The organism is Streptomyces sp. NPDC046727 (assembly GCF_040645635.1).
In the GTDB taxonomy this organism is placed as follows: Bacteria; Actinomycetota; Actinomycetes; order Streptomycetales; family Streptomycetaceae; genus Streptomyces.
The window spans coordinates 53,461-70,143 of the sequence record NZ_JBEYYR010000036.1 but is presented as its reverse complement, the minus strand read 5'-3'; the positions used below and the strand labels follow the sequence as shown (position 1 = coordinate 70,143).

At 74.0% G+C, this 16,683-nt stretch carries 14 protein-coding genes; 11 read left to right on the top strand and 3 right to left on the bottom strand.

Features of this window, described 5'->3' with window-relative positions; all coding sequences use genetic code 11:
• Positions 1-12: 12 nt before the first annotated feature.
• Entirely contained in the window at positions 13-969 is a 957-nt protein-coding gene (locus ABZ937_RS33520; RefSeq protein WP_361697397.1) for an ABC transporter substrate-binding protein, read from the bottom strand.
• A 548-nt stretch (positions 970-1,517) separates the two neighbouring features.
• On the opposite strand from ABZ937_RS33520, the gene ABZ937_RS33515 reads away from it, so the two are divergent.
• The 4 genes from ABZ937_RS33515 to ABZ937_RS33500 all read left to right on the top strand — a co-directional run bounded on the left by ABZ937_RS33515 (position 1,518) and on the right by ABZ937_RS33500 (position 4,813).
• Positions 1,518-2,741: an NADP-dependent malic enzyme gene (locus ABZ937_RS33515; RefSeq protein ID WP_361697395.1), complete on the top strand. Its 1,224-nt coding sequence runs from the start codon at positions 1,518-1,520 to the stop codon at positions 2,739-2,741.
• Between the two features lie 200 nt (positions 2,742-2,941).
• Positions 2,942-3,907, top strand: a complete 966-nt coding sequence (locus ABZ937_RS33510; protein ID WP_361697393.1) for a zinc-binding dehydrogenase — start codon at positions 2,942-2,944, stop codon at positions 3,905-3,907.
• Between the two features lie 121 nt (positions 3,908-4,028).
• A complete protein-coding gene (locus tag ABZ937_RS33505) occupies positions 4,029-4,238 on the top strand; it encodes a helix-turn-helix domain-containing protein (protein WP_361697391.1) in 210 nt (69 codons plus the stop codon).
• A complete protein-coding gene (locus tag ABZ937_RS33500; protein WP_361697388.1) occupies positions 4,238-4,813 on the top strand; it encodes a Clp protease N-terminal domain-containing protein in 576 nt (191 codons plus the stop codon). Before ABZ937_RS33505 ends, ABZ937_RS33500 begins: the two co-directional genes overlap by 1 nt.
• 77 nt (positions 4,814-4,890) lie before the next feature.
• Here the strand turns inward: ABZ937_RS33500 and ABZ937_RS33495 are convergent, their stop codons facing one another.
• Positions 4,891-5,970: a helix-turn-helix transcriptional regulator gene (locus ABZ937_RS33495; RefSeq protein ID WP_361697386.1), complete on the bottom strand. Its 1,080-nt coding sequence runs from the start codon at positions 5,968-5,970 to the stop codon at positions 4,891-4,893.
• A 1-nt stretch (position 5,971) separates the two neighbouring features.
• Positions 5,972-6,952, bottom strand: a complete 981-nt coding sequence (locus tag ABZ937_RS33490) for a hypothetical protein (RefSeq protein WP_361697384.1) — start codon at positions 6,950-6,952, stop codon at positions 5,972-5,974.
• A 193-nt stretch (positions 6,953-7,145) separates the two neighbouring features.
• Between ABZ937_RS33490 and ABZ937_RS33485 the strand changes: the two genes are divergently transcribed.
• The 7 genes from ABZ937_RS33485 to ABZ937_RS33455 all read left to right on the top strand — a co-directional run bounded on the left by ABZ937_RS33485 (position 7,146) and on the right by ABZ937_RS33455 (position 16,641).
• Positions 7,146-7,325, top strand: a complete 180-nt coding sequence (locus ABZ937_RS33485; RefSeq protein ID WP_003992906.1) for a DUF6104 family protein — start codon at positions 7,146-7,148, stop codon at positions 7,323-7,325.
• Between the two features lie 168 nt (positions 7,326-7,493).
• Entirely contained in the window at positions 7,494-7,904 is a 411-nt protein-coding gene (locus tag ABZ937_RS33480) for a CU044_2847 family protein (protein ID WP_361697382.1), read from the top strand.
• Positions 7,901-10,441, top strand: a complete 2,541-nt coding sequence (locus ABZ937_RS33475) for a trypsin-like peptidase domain-containing protein (protein WP_361697380.1) — start codon at positions 7,901-7,903, stop codon at positions 10,439-10,441. Before ABZ937_RS33480 ends, ABZ937_RS33475 begins: the two co-directional genes overlap by 4 nt.
• Positions 10,442-10,627: 186 nt before the next feature.
• Positions 10,628-11,641, top strand: a complete 1,014-nt coding sequence (locus tag ABZ937_RS33470) for a MoxR family ATPase (protein ID WP_361697378.1) — start codon at positions 10,628-10,630, stop codon at positions 11,639-11,641.
• A gap of 7 nt (positions 11,642-11,648) precedes the next feature.
• Positions 11,649-14,918 (top strand): SAV_2336 N-terminal domain-related protein, encoded by a 3,270-nt coding sequence (locus ABZ937_RS33465; protein WP_361697376.1) that lies wholly within the window; start codon positions 11,649-11,651, stop codon positions 14,916-14,918.
• A gap of 104 nt (positions 14,919-15,022) precedes the next feature.
• Positions 15,023-15,289 carry a hypothetical protein gene (locus ABZ937_RS33460; protein ID WP_361697374.1) on the top strand — a complete coding sequence of 89 codons (267 nt, stop codon included), beginning with the start codon at positions 15,023-15,025 and terminating at the stop codon, positions 15,287-15,289.
• A 53-nt stretch (positions 15,290-15,342) separates the two neighbouring features.
• Positions 15,343-16,641, top strand: a complete 1,299-nt coding sequence (locus ABZ937_RS33455) for an HEXXH motif-containing putative peptide modification protein (RefSeq protein ID WP_361697454.1) — start codon at positions 15,343-15,345, stop codon at positions 16,639-16,641.
• Positions 16,642-16,683: the final 42 nt, after the last annotated feature.

Genomic DNA, 16,683 nt, shown 5'->3' with positions numbered 1-16,683 from the left:
TGCCGGTCGCGGTCACTTGCCGCCGTTGATCACGGACTCCTTGACGGCGCCGTCCTGGGCGCCCCACTTCTCGAGGATCGACTTGTACTCGCCGTTCTGGATGATCGCGTTCATCGCGGCCTGGAGGGCGTCGCGCAGCTGCGTCTCCTTCTTGGAGACCGCGATGCCGTACGGCGCCGCCTCGACCTGGTCGCCGACGATCTCGAAGTCCTTGCCGCCGCCGGAGGTCTTCACCGCGTACGCGGCGACCGGGAAGTCGGCGGACACGGCGTCCGCACCACCGGAGCGCAGGCGGGTCTGGGCCTGCTGGTTGTCGTCGAAGGCCTCGATGGCCATCTTCTTGCCGCCCGGACACTTCTTGGCCTGCTGCTTGGCCAGGTCCTCCGAGGTGGTGCCGCGCTGGACGGCGAGCTTCTTGCCGCACAGGTCGTCCCAGGTCGTGATGCCCTTGGTGTCGCCCTTGCGGGTGTAGATCGAGACACCGGCGGTCAGGTAGTCGACGAAGTCGACGCCCTCACCGACCTTCTTGCCGGTGTCCGGGTCGACGCCCTCCTGACGGTTCTTGTTGTCGGTCATGGCCGACATCGCGATGTCGTAGCGGTCCGAACGCAGACCGGTGAGCAGGGCGTCGAAGGTGCCGTTCTGGAACTCGAACGTCACCCCGAGCTGCTTGCCCAGCGCCGCCGCCAGGTCGGGGTCCAGGCCGACGATCTTGCCGGAGGAGTCCTTGTACTCCACCGGGGCGTACGCGATGTCCGAGCCGACCCGGATCTTGCCCTTGCTGCGGATGTCCTGCGGGAGCTTGTCGGCGAGCGGGGCGCTGTTGGTGGACGCGCTGCCGGAGTCCTTGTCCTTCTCGGTCTGGTCACCGCAGCCGGTGAGCAGCAGGGCGCCTGCGACCGCGATCGCACCGACCGCGGCCAGACGGGAGCGCACGGCGGTGGTACGACGGGTGGAGCTTGCGGTCATCGTGGTTCCTCCGGCGGATGGGAAGAGTTGCCGATGGGTCGACGGAAACACACACCTTCGGGTGTCGCGACCTCGTGGGTTTACGGCATCTTGCCATTCGGACTACGCCATTCAGGGGCGTCGCTATGTCAAAATCGGATAACGGGTGACCCCCGAATCGCATCAGGTCGGTACAACCTTGGTCCATAGCCGCCGAACCATCTACGGGAATCCAGCCCTCCGGCCGGAAAATCTTCAGCCCGTCTCACGATGTGATCACCCAGGTCTGCGTGTTTTCACGCCAAAACGGCCCCGTCGGCCGCGCGTCACCTCCGCGTCGCCTTCCGGTTCCTGGATGTGACCTTGGACCTAATGGACTCGTCGCGGGCACCGTCCGTCCGGTAAGAAGGTTCTTTACACCCCTCATCCGGGGCTCAGGGCGCGTGTGCGGCGCGCCCGTCGCGTATGGCCTCGTACGTATCAAGCAATCGGGCCGTGCGCGGTGCCCGCCCACCCCTCACCAGGAGTGGTCGACCCTCAAACCATGCATACCTAAGGGGTAAGACAAAGTGGCAGCGGAGATCGTCAATCCTCGCAGCGACGGCACAACGGACCAGGACGGCGGGGCCGAGCCCCTCGATTCCTTCGATCCGGTGTTCGCGCTGCACCGCGGCGGCAAGATGGCAGTGCAGGCCACCGTGCCGGTCCGTGACAAGGACGACCTTTCCCTCGCGTACACGCCCGGCGTCGCGCGCGTGTGCACCGCGATCGCGGAGCAGCCGGAACTGGTCAACGACTACACGTGGAAGTCCAGCGTGGTCGCCGTCGTGACCGACGGTACGGCCGTGCTCGGACTCGGGGACATCGGTCCCCAGGCATCCCTCCCCGTGATGGAGGGCAAGGCGATCCTGTTCAAGCAGTTCGGCGGAGTCGACGCGGTGCCGATCGCGCTCGACTGCACCGACGTGGACGAGATCGTCGAGACCGTCGTCCGGCTCGCTCCCTCGTTCGGCGGAGTGAACCTGGAGGACATCTCGGCGCCCCGGTGCTTCGAGATCGAGAAGCGGCTCCAGGAGCGCCTGGACATCCCGGTCTTCCACGACGACCAGCACGGTACGGCCGTCGTGACGCTCGCGGCGCTGCGCAACGCGGCGCGGCTGAGCGGGCGCGAGATCGGGCAGCTGCGGGCCGTCATCTCGGGCGCCGGCGCGGCCGGTGTCGCCATCGCCAAGATGCTGATCGAGGCCGGCATCGGGGACGTGGCCGTGGCGGACCGCAAGGGCGTCGTGTCGGCCGACCGGGAGGACCTGACTCCGGTCAAGCGCGAGCTGGCCGGATTCACCAACAAGGCCGGCCTCTCCGGCTCGCTGGAGGACGCCCTCGCGGGCGCGGACGTCTTCATCGGCGTCTCCGGCGGTACGGTCGCCGAGGAGGCCGTCGCCTCCATGGCGAAGGGTGCCTTCGTGTTCGCGATGGCCAACCCGAACCCCGAGGTGCACCCGGACGTCGCGCACAAGTACGCGGCGGTCGTCGCCACCGGGCGCTCGGACTTCCCGAACCAGATCAACAACGTGCTGGCCTTCCCCGGGATCTTCGCGGGCGCGCTGCAGGTGCGGGCCACGCGGATCACGGAGGGGATGAAGATCGCTGCCGCTGAGGCTCTGGCCGCGGTGGTCGGCGATGATCTCGCCGCCGACTATGTGATTCCGTCGCCGTTCGACGAGCGGGTCGCTCCGGCGGTGACCGCGGCGGTGGCCGCGGCTGCCCGTGCCGAGGGCGTCGCTCGTCGCTGACGTTGCGCTGAATGGCCCCGTCCGTTTGGGCGGGGCCATTCTTTTTATACGCCACCCGCCCACCTGTTCGGGCGTCTGCGAGGGCACCCTTGAGGTTCGTCGGTGCCGGGCTGTGCCGCATGGGTGCCGTTGCGCAAGAGGGCATGTGTCACAGCAGGGCCTGGTTCCGTCGGCTGCATCGCGCACCTATCGTCGGCAGCATGTTCGCTGTCTACGCCGCCCGAATCGACCGCGACCAGCCGCTCACCGGCCTTGAGTTGGGGGAGCGTCCGGCCCCCGAGGCCCGTCCCGGCTGGAGCACCATCACGGTGCGGGCCGCTTCCCTCAACCATCACGACCTCTGGTCCCTGCGGGGCGTCGGCCTCCCGGAGGACCGGCTGCCGATGATCCTCGGCTGCGACGCCGCCGGCGTCGACGCGGACGGCAACGAGGTCGTCCTGCACTCCGTCATCGGCCAGTCCGGTCACGGCGTCGGGCCCGACGAGCCGCGCTCCATCCTCACCGAGCGCTACCAGGGCACCTTCGCCGAGCAGGTCGCCGTGCCGACCTGGAACGTCCTGCCCAAGCCGAAGGAGCTGTCCTTCGCCGAGGCCGCCTGTCTGCCGACCGCCTGGCTGACGGCGTACCGGATGCTGTTCACCAACGCCGGGGTACGACCCGGGGACTCGGTCCTCGTGCAGGGCGCGGGCGGCGGTGTCGCCACGGCCGCGATCATCCTCGGCAAGGCGGCCGGGCTGCGGGTCTTCGCCACCAGCCGGGACGAGGCGAAGCGGAAGCGGGCCCTGGAGCTGGGGGCGGTGGAGGCCGTGGAGCCCGGGGCGCGGCTGCCGCAGCGGGTGGACGCCGTCATCGAGACCGTCGGCGCCGCCACCTGGTCCCACTCGGTGAAGTCCCTGCGGCCCGGGGGCACGCTCGTCATCTCCGGTGCCACCAGCGGGGACCGGCCCTCGCATGCCGAGCTGACCCGGATCTTCTTCCTCGAACTGAAGGTCGTCGGCTCCACCATGGGCACCAAGGACGAGCTGGAGGACCTGCTCTCCTTCTGCGCCGCGACCGGTGTACGGCCCGTCATCGACGAGGAGCTGCCGCTGGACCGGGCCCGCGAGGGCTTCGAGCGGCTCGCGTCCGGGGAGCAGTTCGGGAAGATCGTGCTCACCAACTCCTGAGGTTCGCCGGGGGCGTCGGGTCCCTGGAGTGAGAGGCGGGTCCGGGTGCCGGGCCCGCCTTTCGCGCGCCCGGGTGTCAACTTTGGTTGACGTGCGCGGGATGTCAACCTAGATTGACGGCATGAGTGAGGCAACCGATCTCGCCGAGCGCGCCGGTGACCGTGATCCGCGGGTCGGACTGCGGGCCGTGGCCGCGCTGCGCCGGCTGCTGGAGCAGCTGGAGGCGGTACAGGTGCGCAGTGCGCGCAATCAGGGCTGGTCGTGGCAGGAGATCGCCGCGGAGCTGGGTATCAGCAGGCAGGCCGTGCACAAGAAGTACGGGAGGCGTTGATGTTCGAGCGGTTCACGAAGGACGCCCGGGCGGTGGTCGAAGGGGCGGTCGCGTACGCGGACGAGGGCGGGGCACGGTCGGTCGATGCCGAGCATCTGCTGCTCGCGCTCCTCGACCGGGAGGGCAGCCGGGGCTCCTTCGCACTGTCCGCCCTCGGGCTTCTCGCGGAGTCGAGGGAGCCGGTACGGCAGGCCGTGAGCGAGGCGCGGCGCCATGCGGGGCTGACCCGGGCCGACGTGGATGCGCTGGCGGGGCTGGGGATCGATGTGTCTCGGATCGTGGCGCGGGTGGAGGAGGTGCACGGCGTCGGGGCGATGGCCTCCGGCGGGCGGGGCAAGGGGGTGTGGGGTGGACGTCGGCCGGGCTTCAGCCGGGCGGCGAAGGATGTGCTGGAGCGGTCTCTGCGGGTTGCTCTCGCCCGGGGTGACCGGCATATCGGGGATGAGCATCTGCTGCTGGCGCTGACTGTGGTGCCGGGGGTGGCGGGGGAGGTGTTGGCCGACCAGGGGGTGACGTTCGAGTCGGTGTCGAGGGTCTGCCCACCCACACACCCGACTCGGCCGACTGAAAGCTGACCACCCGCTCTTCGCCCGCCGACCCGCCCGTTGCCGTTGGCTGGAGGGTGGGCGGGCGTGTCCGTGGGCCTGCCGGGTCAGGGGCTTTCGGTGTGGAGTATGGCTGCGATGTGGGCTGCCGCTGACGACAGGCGGGTGCGGGCCTCGCGGAATTGGGCGGGGGTCACTCCGTGGTCGCGGGCCGCGTCGCGGATGTCGTCGCGGAAGCGGTCCAGGAGGCGGTCCAGGTCGCGGGCCGGGTTGTCCGTGGGGTCCTCGTGGGCCCAGGACGGCTCGTACCCGGCGGGGAAGTCCTCCGGAGCCGATGTGTAGTGCGGTTCCGGGGAGGGAGCCGGGCCGGGCGGTTCTTCCGGTGCGCGGCCGAAGCCCCGGTCCTTGCCCCAGTCCTTGCCGGCGTCCGTTCCCGGGCCGCCCCAGTTCTTCCCGAACTGGCCGAACTCCTTGGCCAGTTCGGTCAGGCCCTCGCGGACGCCGGTCGGCCAGTCGCCGCGCGTGAAGTGGTCCTGGACCCGGTCCTGGACGTGGCGGGCGATGCGCTGCATCTCCTCCTGCGCCTGGGCCCGCGCCCGCTCCTGGGCCTCCTGGGCCTGGCGGCGGGCCCGCTGGGCCTCCTCGCGGGCCCGGCGGCTCTCGTCCTTCGCGCGCCGCGCCTGCTCCTTCCACTCCTGCCTGACCCGGCGCATCTCCTCCTTGGCGGCCTTCCAGGCGTCCTTCTCGCTCAACCCGCCGTTCTCCCCGTAGGGAGCGCCCCCGGACGCCTTCGCGTCCCGGCGGGCCTCGGAGGCGGCGGCGCGCATCTCGCGGCGCAGGTCGCCGGCCGCGCCGCGCACGTCGGCCTTGATCTCGGCGGCCAGTTCGGCGACCGACTCGCGGATCTCCAGCTCCAGGTCGGCCAGCTCACCGCTGCGGTCGGCCAGTTCGGCACGGCCCGCGTCCGTGATGGCGTACACCTTGCGGCCGCCCTCGGTGGTGTGCCGGACCAGGCCCTCCGCCTCCAGCTTGGCCAGGCGGGGGTAGACCGTGCCCGCCGAGGGGGCGTAGAGGCCCTGGAAGCGTTCCTCCAGGAGCCTGATCACTTCGTAGCCGTGGCGCGGAGCCTCGTCGAGCAGCTTCAGCAGATACAGGCGGAGGCGGCCGTGGGCGAAGACGGGGGCCATGTCAGAGCACCTTCTTGTCGGTCGTGCCGTCGGCCGGGGCGCCGGTGGCGCCGGCGTCCTGGCCGGAGACGGAATTGTCCCCCGGGGCGCACGCGGAGTGACCGGCCGGGTGGGGTGCGGTGCCGGTGCGCGGAGTTCCTGGCGGCTCGGTCTCCCAGGAGGTGCTCTCTTCCTCGTCCCGGGGCGGGCGGCGCAGCAGCGCGATCGAGCCGGAGACCGTGGTGGCGCGCAGCCTGCCCGTGCCCGCGCCGAGGCGGCCGGTGATCTTGTGGGCGCCCCACTGGCCGTGCACCCGCAGTCCGTCGAAGGCGTTGGAGATCGTGCCGCTCGCGGTGTTCGCCTCCACCTCCGCGTCCGCCGGGTGCGGCAGGCGGATGGCGATCTCGCCGGAGACGCTGGTGAGACCGACGTCGGTGGGCCCGTCCGGGTCCAGGTCGACGACCATGGAGCCGCTGACGGTGTCGGCGCGCACGGAGGAGCCGGAGCCCTCGACCACGGTCAGGTCGCCCGAGACCGAGTGGAACCTCAGGTCGCCGGTGACGGCCTGGGCCTCCAGGTTCCCGGAGACCGTGTCCGCGCGGACCGGGCCCGAGACGCCGACCAGGGTGGTGTCGCCGTTCACTCCCTTGATCACCGCGGGGCCGCTGATGCCGGAGACGACCGCGCCGGCGCCGACCACGCCCACCTCCACACGGGTGCCGGCGGGGACGGCGAGGGAGACGACGGCGCTGCGGCGCCAGCCCTTGTGGTCGAGCCACTTGAGGAAGCCCTTCCAGGGCAGGTCCTCGTAGGCCACGGTGAGGGTGCTGCCGGTGTGGGTGACCACCAGGGGCGGGCCGTTGAGTTCCGAGACCTCCAGGCGGGCGGGACCCTCGTCCGTGCCCACGACGTTCACCGTGCCGTTGACGATGCGGACCTGGAGGTCGCGTACGGGGGTGTCGAACGCCAGCTTCTGGGGTTCGGTGACGGACCACTCGGACATGGGACCTCCTCGGCCGGGCACGCTCGCGACACGCCATATCGCGTCCTCTGGAAACACGATATATCGTGGCTGCGGGAAGTCAAGGCGCTCTGCGCGGGGGCCGGCCGAAGGGGGAGCCATTCGTGGGCCGGTGGGCGCTTAGGCTGGTGGGAGTTGTTGGCAGGCTGGATGTTTACGCAGGAGACGTGGCCCTATGTACTTCACCGACCGCGGTATCGAGGAGTTGGAGAAGCGGCGTGGCGAGGAAGAGGTCACCTTCGAGTGGCTTGCCGAGCAGTTGCGCACGTTCGTGGATCTGAACCCGGACTTCGAGGTGCCTGTCGAGCGGCTGGCCACCTGGCTCGCGCGGCTCGACGACGAGGACGACGAGTAACGAGCAGGGCACGCGTGAGGGCGATGGGGCGGACGGGGATGCGGATGCGGCCACGTCCCCGCCCTCAGGGGCGATCATCGGCCGTATCGTTCACCGGCTCTCGTCTTCCCCTCCCCCTCCCCCTCCCCGGGAGTTAGCCTTCTCCTCCCATCGGCGAACGGGGGCGTCATGGCTGGAGGAGTCGAACGCGTACGCCTGGACGACGGAACGGTCGTCTGGGCGAGGATCGGCGCGGCCGCCGAGGAAGCGCTGGACGAGGGCGGCTACTGGGACACCGGACTCGGCGACCGGGTCATCGACATGGCGGGGGGCCTGGCCGGCACGGTCGGTGGCGTCGTGCGCTCCCTGCGCGCCGGTCTGGACACACCGGCCCCCGTCGAGGTCTCCGTCAGCTTCGGGATCGAACTGACGGCGCAGTCCGGCAAGATCGTGAGCGCCATCGCCGAGGGTGGCGGCACCTCCTCCCTCACCGTGTCCCTGACCTGGACCGAACCGGCCGCGACAGCGGGGGGCACGGACCCCACGGCGCCGGGCGCCGGGGTCGTACCGCCGCAGTCCTCGGCCCGCGGCGCCGTATGAGCGCCTTCGACGAGATGGTGCGCCCCTCGCTCGCACGCATCGGCGCACCGGGTGACGGGTATGCAACGGACCGTGACTCGTACTGGGGGACCGGGTTCTTCATAGCCCCGGGTTGGCTGTTGACCTGCGCCCACGTCGTGGGGAAGGGGGGAGCCGCGGTGTGCCGAGGGGAGAGCGCCCTGAGCGTGACCTGGCAGGAGCGCACCGCTGCCGGCGCCTGGGAGCCGCGCGGCGGCACCGGGACGGCCGTCGTCGTCGCGCCCCGGCCCGAGGGCACGCGGCCGGCCCGCGACCCCTGGCCGTTCCCCGACCTCGCGCTCGTCCGGGTGACCGGTGCCGACGAGGTGCGCTGCCTCTGGCTCGCCGACCGGGAAGCGGGCCCGCGCACCCCGCTCGGGCTCTACGGCTGGTCGGCACAGACCGGCGAGCTGGGCATCCGGCACGGCAACGGGGAACTGGCCGGGTCCGACGCGCGCGCCCTGCTGCTCGGCGGGAGCCTGCCGATCGGCGGACTCTCCGGCGGGCCGGTGCTCGACCTGCGGCACGGCTCCGTCATCGGCGTCATCAAAGGCCGCCGCCGGGAGGAGGGCGTCGCCGTCCCGGTCACCGCGCTGTACGAGCTGCTGGACTCCCACTCCCGCGAGGCGAGCCGCGTGGTGCGCGAGGTGCTGCGCGCGCACGACCTGCATCACGCGAGCCTCCTCGACGCGCCCTCGCCGTACCCGCACTGGGCCGGGTTCCAGGCCGCCCTGCCCGGTCACGCGCCCTCCGTCTCCGGTGTCACCACCGAGCTGCGTACCCGCCTCCACGGCCATCTCGCACAGCTGCCGCCACCGGCCGGCGCCGGCGAGGTCGTCCACCTCGTGGAGGACGTGAAGGAGCAGGTACGCGGCGAACGCCTGCCCTCGCTCGTCCTGCCGAACGTGCGGACCTGGCGCGAAGGCGCCGCGCTGCTCCACGGCCTGCGCACGCTGGAGTCGGGCGGCGGCGGAACGCTGGTCGACCTGGACGCCGTCCTGCTGTACGCCGCCCGGGTGGCCCGCAAGAGCGCCCGGGAGCGCCCCGGGGAGGTGGACGCGGAGCGGCTGCGGGCGTTCACCGACTGGATCGCCGGACAGGCCGCCGGCCACCGGAACTGGGCGGTCGGCGAGGCCATCCGCGCGCTGCTGGAGGGGCCGACCGACGGCCACCCCGGCCCGCCCACCCCGACCGACCCGGCCACGGGCATCTCCGGTGACGTCGCCTACGGTCTGCCCGGTGACTTCTCCGGTGATCCGTCCGGGGGAGTGCCGGCGCCGAACGGGGCGGTCACGACCGCGGAGCCGCCCGCCGGGCCCGCCGGCCTCGCCGGCCCAGTGGGTTCCGCTGACCCCGCCGGTTCCGCCAGCCTCACCAGCCCCGCTGGGTCCGCATGCCCCGACCCCGCCGGCCCCTCCGACCCCCTCGGCACCCTCGCCGCACCGCCCCCGGCCGGAACCACCCACCTGCCCGCCCAGACATCGACCGTCCCCTTACCGGCCGCAGCCTCCGATCCCGCCGTACCCTCCCCCGTACCGCCCGCCGCCCCCGAACCCGCCATGCCCTCCCCTCGCGTCGCCCCCGCCTCCGAGCGGAGCCCCGCCACGCAGTCGGCCGACAGCCGGACCGACGTTCTCGTCAAGGTCGGCCCGGCCGCCTACGGGCGGCATGCCTGGAGTGTGCAGCTGATCTACGGCGGCCGGGACGTCACGCCGGTCGACGGCGACGACCGGGGTGTGCGGGCCGAGGAGCTGGCGGGGGTGCTGCGGGAGCCGCTGGCCCGGGCGCTGAGCCAAGGTGATCACGGGGAGCATCTCGCCGCGATCGAGGTCTTCCTGCCCCGCAAGCTGTTCGATCTCCCGGTCGACGACTGGCAGTTGCTGGAAGACGGCCACGACGGCCACGACGGCTACGACGACGAGGACGACGACTTCGTGGACGAGCGGGCGATGCCGCTCGGCCTGCGGCGGACCGTCGTCATCCGGGAGGTCCGGCGCAACGGCCTGACGCCCTCCCCGGAGTGGCGCCGGCGCTGGAAGGGCGTCCTGGACGGGCCGCTCGCGCACGAGACCCTGCACGGGCGCACCGTCGCCGAGGGGCATCCGCCGGAGGTCCGGGCCGGCAAGTACCCGTACTACGGTGCCCTCACGGCGATGAGCGACGCGTCCGTGCCCGTCTACTGCGGTCCGGTCGGCAGCGGCGAGGGCTACGCGGCCATGCGGGACGCCCTGCGCTCCGGGCACTCGGTGGTCCTGTGGCGCCGCGACCACCATGATCACGAGGAGTGCGGGGCCTTTCACTGGCAGACCGCCGCTCTGCTCGGACTCGCCGGGAACGCCGACGGCCTGCACGGCCCGGTCCGTGACCTGCGTATCCGCCTGGCCGACCCGGACACCGCCCGGGCACACGGCCTGCGCGGGAAGATCGCCGTTCTCTTCGATCCGCCCGACCGGTCGCCGTACGGGCCGTACGGGAGCGAGAGCATGCGACCGCCGCCGCTGGCCGCGCCCGGCGGCTGACCCGCCCGGTGATCCCGCCGCTCCCGGTGAACACCCGTCAATTCAAGTGGATCGTATGGGTGTTCGCGGGAAAGTGGGGGAGCACCGGACGCCGCGAACCTCGGCGGGCAGGGCCGACGGACGGTAGCCTCGTACGTCGGACGGCCGGGCCCGCTGCATGATCACCAGAGCCGGGAGGAGCCCAAGGTGAACGACTGGCGGATCTACCGCGGAGTGGGTCAGCCGCACGACGGCATGCGACGGTTGCCGGCGCCGCCGCCCTGGCGCGACTTCGCCGCCTCCCGGGACGGCGCGGCCAGCGGCCCGGAGGACCCCAGCAGCGCCCGCCGGCTCGGCGTGCGCCGCCGTCTGGTCGAGAACTACGCGCCCCGCCCGGCCGAGGTGGACGCGGTCAACGCGGCCCTCTATCTGCGCCGGCCCCTGCTGGTGACCGGCAACCCGGGCACGGGCAAGTCGACCCTGGCGTACGCGATCGCCCACGAACTCGGCCTGGGCAAGGTGCTGCGCTGGCCCATCGTCAGCCGCACCACCCTCCAGGACGGCCTGTACCGGTACGACGCCATCGCCCGGCTCCAGGACGTCCAGCTGGAGCGCGCCCGCGGGGACGACAGCGGTGCCGCGGCCTCCGGCATCGGCTCCTACCTCCGGCTCGGGCCGCTCGGCACCGCGCTGCTGCCCGCCGACGAGCCCCGCGTGCTGCTCATCGACGAGCTGGACAAGAGCGACCTCGACCTGCCCAACGACCTGCTGAACACGCTGGAGGAGGGCGAGTTCTCGATCCCCGAGCTGGAGCGGCTGGCCGACCGCGAACCCGTCGTCGAGGTGCTCACCCACGACGGCGACCGGGTGGCCGTGCACGGCGGGCGCATCGCGTGCACCACGTTCCCGGTGATCGTGCTGACGTCCAACGGCGAGCGCGACTTCCCCGCCCCGCTGCTGCGCCGCTGTGTCCAGCTGGAGCTGGACCCGCCCGGCGAGGAGCAGCTCACGGCCATGGTCGAGGCGCACCTCGGCACGGACGGCGTCGCCGCCGGCGCGGACCTGATCCGCCGGTTCCTGGAGCGCGAGCCCGGCGAGGTGCTCGCCGCGGACCAGCTCCTCAACGCCCTGTACCTCACCCAGCACGATCCGCACGCGCAGGGGCTCACCCGGGAGCGGATCGCCGAGATGCTGATGCAACCGCTCGACCGTACGAGGTGAGAGGCGGATGCCGGGGATGCGCCTGGACGAGCTGATCGGCAAGCTGCGCCAGGGCGGGCTCCAGCCGACCGCCGAGGACGTGGCGGACGCGCTCTGGCTGGCCCGACGGCTGGGCGCGGCCCCGCCCGCCGGCGACACCGGCACGCCGGGCACCGGCACGTCCGGCACCGGCACGACCGGAGCCGGTCCGCGGCCGCAGGGCGCGGCCTCCGGTGCCGCCGCCGCAGCCGACCCGGGGACCCTGCCGGCGGCCCCCGCGGACGCGGCCGCCCCCGGCGTCCCGCTGCACACCCCGGGCCACGCCCCCCACGGCGGGACCGACGGCGCTCCCGCGGCCTTCCCGGTCCGCGCCCCCGCCGCGGGCGCCCTGCCCGGACTGCTCGGCCTGCAGAAGGCACTGCGAGCCCTCGGCCGCTACCGCACCTCCTCCGTACGCGGCCAGGACGAGCGGATCGACGAGGCGGCCACCGCCGACCGGGCCGCCGCCAGCGGCATCCTGCTCCCCGTCACCCGGCCCGGCCGCCGCCGGCGCTGTGACGTCCAGCTGCTCATGGACACCGGACCCGCCATGGCCGTCTGGGGCGAGATGGTCGAGGAACTGCGCCAGGCCTGCCAGCAGTCCGGCGCGTTCGCCTCCGTCCGCGTCCACCACCTGTACGCCGACGACTCGGGCACCCCCCTCGTCGGTACGACCGCCGGTCCCGGCCGGCACACCCGGCTGCGCCCCGCCGACGAACTGCACGACCCCAGCGGGCGCCGGCTCACCTTCGTCATCAGCGACTGCGTCGGCCCCCTGTGGCAGAACGGCACCGCGCAGCGCCTGCTGCACGGCTGGCCGCGCACCGCCCCGCTGGCCGTGGTCCAGCCGCTGCCGCCCCGGCTGTGGGGCCGTACCGCGCTGCCCGCCGAGCCCGGGCTGCTGATCCGCACCGGCGAGACCGGCGGGCGCCTCGACTTCCAGCCCGAGGACGAGCCGTGGGAGGAGCCACCGCCCGGCGCCCGGCCCGTGCCCGTGCTCCAGCCCACCCCGGAGGCGTTCGAGGCGTTCGCCCGGCTGCTCGCCGGCACCGGACCGACCCGCGAGCACGCCTGGGCCGGCTTCGCCCACCCCTCCGCGGCACCCGGGGACCCGGCCGTCGCCCCTCCGCCGCGCAGCGACGACGACCTGCTGCGCGCCTTCCGCGCGGGTGCCTCGCCCGGCGCCCTGCGGCTCGCCGTCTACCTCGCCGCCGCGCCCCTCACGCTGCCCGTGATGCAGCTGGTCCAGCGGGCCATGCTGCCCGACACCGGCCCCATGGAAATGGCCGAGGTGCTGCTCGGCGGACTGCTGCGACAGCTGCCCGGCACCGAGGGCCGGCCGTGCTTCGCCTACTCGCCCCGGATGCAGGACCTGCTCCTGTCCTCCCTCGACCAGGACACCGCCGGCCTCGTCCTCAAGCACTGCTCGGCCTATGTGGAACGGCACTTCGGCAAGGGCACCCGCAACTTCGCCGCCCTGGCCGCGGCCCGGCTCGCCGACCACGACCCGGCCGCCGGTGCCGGGCACCTCGCCGAGTACGGCGCGGCGCGGGACGGCGGCGGAGTGGAGGCCGAGCTGTTCGCCCGCATCCCCGCGCGCGTGCTGCGGTTCTACCTGCCCGACCTGGTCACGCCCGACCCGCTGACCGAGGCCGAGCGGCTGCTCGCCCGGTGGCGGCAGCTGGCCGACCCGGAGATGCTGCGCCGGGCCCGGGAGCAGGCCCGGCTCGCCACGGCGGGCCCGGGCGCCGTCGCCGACCCCGGTACCGCCGCCCGGGCCCGCCTGGTCCTCGGCCGCGTGCTGCGCGCGGAGGCCGGCACGGCGGGCGCGCGGGCCCAGGGGCGGCGCGCCGAGCTGCTGCGGGAGGCCGTGTCCGCCCTCGCCGGCGCGTACGCGGCGGCCCCCGCCGACAGCCGGGAGCGCGCCGAAGCCGCGCTGGAACTGGCCTCCTGCCGACGGGAGGTGTGGCAGCTGACGGCCGAGAGGGACCACCTGTCGGAAGCGCTCCGCCCGCTGGACCCCGACACCCCGCCCTGGCCCCGGATCACCGCCGTGGCCCGCGCCTGGCGGGGCGACCGCACAGAGGACCCGGCGGCGCGGGCCGCGGACGGCGTGCCCGCGCCCGCCGTGGGCCCGGACGACGGACCGGAAGCCGCCGCGGGGAACAGCGTGCCGCCGGACGTGGCCGCCCACCGGGCCCGGCGCCTGCTGCGCGGCCGGATCCTGCTCGACCTGCGGCACCCCGGTGCCGCCGTACCCGAACTGCGGGAGGCCTGCGCGCTGTTGGAGCGGGAGCGGGCCTCCGACGCCGTGCGCGGGCCCGCGTTGCTCGATCTCGCGCGGGCGCTGCGCGGCGCCGGGGCCGAGGACGCCGACACCCGGCAGGCGCTGCACGAGGCCCTGCGGGCCGCCGGGGACGACCCGGACCTGCTGCTGCCGAGCCTGGCCGCGCTGGCCGCGTTCCACGACGCCGCCGGGGAGACCGGCGAGGCCGACGCGGCGTACGAGCGGGCCGTGCTGCTCGCCCCCGCCGACGGTCCGCTGCGCGTCCAGCTCCTCACCGCCTGGGGCGAGTCGCTGCTCAGACGGGCCTCCGCGGGCGACGGCGCCGACGTCGTGGACCGCGCCGAGTACGTGCTGCGCGAGGCGCTGAAGTCGCTGCCCGCCCGGTCCGCGCACCGGGGCCGGCTCCAGGGACTGGTCGGCAGCGCGCTCGCCCAGCGCTTCCGCCATCTGGGCTTCCTGCCCGACCTGTTCGAGAGCCGGCATCTGCTCGGCCAGGCGGTGCGCGCCGCGACCGACGCGGCCGTACGGGCCGAGGTGTGGCTGCAGCTGGGCCGGGTGCGGCTGGAGGGCTGGTACCACGCGGGCGCGCCGGTGCTGATGGAGGCGCTGCAGGCGTACGAGAACGCCGAGCGGGAGGCGGCGGCGGCCCACGGCGGCGACCCCGGCTCGGTGACGGCCGCCCGGGCCCGGCACGGCTGCGGGGCGGTGCTGGCGCTGATGGGGCGGACCGGCGCGGCCCGCGGCGCGTTCCGGGCCGCCTGGGAGCAGTGGCAGCGGCTCGTCGGGGCGCTGCGCGAGGTCGACTGGGCCGACGTCGAGCTGAGCCGGCGGGCGGAGCAGGAACCCCCGCTCGCGGACGCCCCGCCCGGGGACGCCCGGTCGCTGCCCGAGCGGGCGTGGCGGGAAACGGCCCCGCCGTGGTGGCCGTGGTCCCGGGACTGGGCCGACGCGAGCGAACTTGACCGGAGTTGAGCCGTCCAGGGTTTCTGGTTCCTGCCTGTCGGGAAGAAGTGGGCAGCCACTGCGGCTGCGCGGGGCGGGCGTAGGGCAGGGAGGAGCCGAGGGTGGGGGAGCCAATGACACGGGGGACCGGCCTCGGCGAACATGCCGCACAGGCCGTGCTGCCGCCCGGCCTCACCGACGTCGACCTGGGGACACTGCGTGCCCTGGACGATCCGGCGGTGCTCGCGGCGGTCGCCGGGGTGCTCGCCGATCCGGAGGGACTGCGCCGGGTCTGGTACACCACGGCCGGCGACGAAAGGATCGTGACGGGCAGATCCGGGCGTGCGTTTTCGGCCGGACCCGCGCGACCGCCCTTACGCGGCGAGGACACCGTGGCATGACCCCGGGAGCCGTCGGACCCGTGGGAGACATACGACCGGAAGTCGTGGCAGCCATGGGAGACGTACGGCCGGCCGCCCCGGCCCCCGGCCCGGTCCCGCCCGGGATCCTCGCCGTCCTGGCCCGCACCCGGCCGGAGCCCGCGGCCACCGAGGCGCTGCGCGCCGCCCTGCACGCCCGGCGGATGCTGCTGCTGAAGTCCCTCCTGGTCCGGGTCGACGGCGTGCGCGGCACCCTGCCCGCCCCGGTACGGCGGCGCTTCGAGGACGACTGGGCGCTGCTGGAGCGGGCCGAGCGGGCCGACGCCACGGCCGTACGCGCCGTACTCGACTATCCGACGACCGGCGCCTGGCTGGCCGCGGTACTCGCCGAACCCGACGGCCCGGCCTTCCAGGACGGCCTCGCCGGTCTGGGCTCGGTCGCCGTCGCCGCCGCCCTGCGCGCCGGCTGCCGGTTCACCACCACCCGGGTGCTGCCGGCCGGCACCCTGCCGCTGCCTGGCGTCGGGCTGCTGCGCTGTGCCCGGGGCCGGGCCCGGCTGTCCGGCCGGGCCGGGGCCGTACGGATCACCGACAGCGCGGGCCAGACGCTGTTGCTGCCGGGCCGCGCCCCGGCCGGGCCGGGCACCCGGTGGACCGCCGACGGCGCCCTCGCCTGGTCGGCGCTGCACACGCTGCCCGGCGGCACCGCCGTACTCGACGACGTGGACCCGCACCGGGTGCCCGCGGGCGGCATCGGACCGGCGGCGCTGCCCGCCGCCGAGCGCCCCTACTCCGACCATGCCGCGTGGGCCGCCCGCTGGCGGGACGCGCACGCCCTGCTGGCCGCCACACACCCCGCCCGGGCCGCCGAGACCACCGCGCTCGTCCGCGCCGTCGTCCCGCTCGTGCCGCCGGCCGGCTCCGGACCGCCGCTGAGCGCCACCGTGCGGACCGCGCCAGGCGCCGTCCTCGCCCAGCTGCCGGCCGACCGGCGGGAACTGGTCGAGCTGCTGGTGCACGAGACGCACCACACCAAACTGGCCGTGCTCGACGAGCTGGTCCCGCTGTGGCGGCCCGGCGGCAGCCTGCACCGGGTGGGCTGGCGGCGCGATCCGCGCCCGGTCCCGGGGGTCCTCCAGGGCGCGTACGCGCACCTGGCGCTGCTGGACCTGTGGTGGCGGGCCCGCACCGGACCCGCCTGGGCGTGGCGGCGGCGCGCCGCCGAACGGTTCGAGACCTGCCGGGAGCAGGTCGCCGAGGCCTTGTCCCTGCTGGCCGATTCCGATGAACTGACCCCGCACGGAAGGGAGTTCGTCCGGCACATGGGCAGCCACCACGCGCACCTCGCGCGGAGCGCCCACTCGCCGGGCTGACGCTCCGTAGAGGAACACTTGCGTTACGTTATGTGTGCGGCT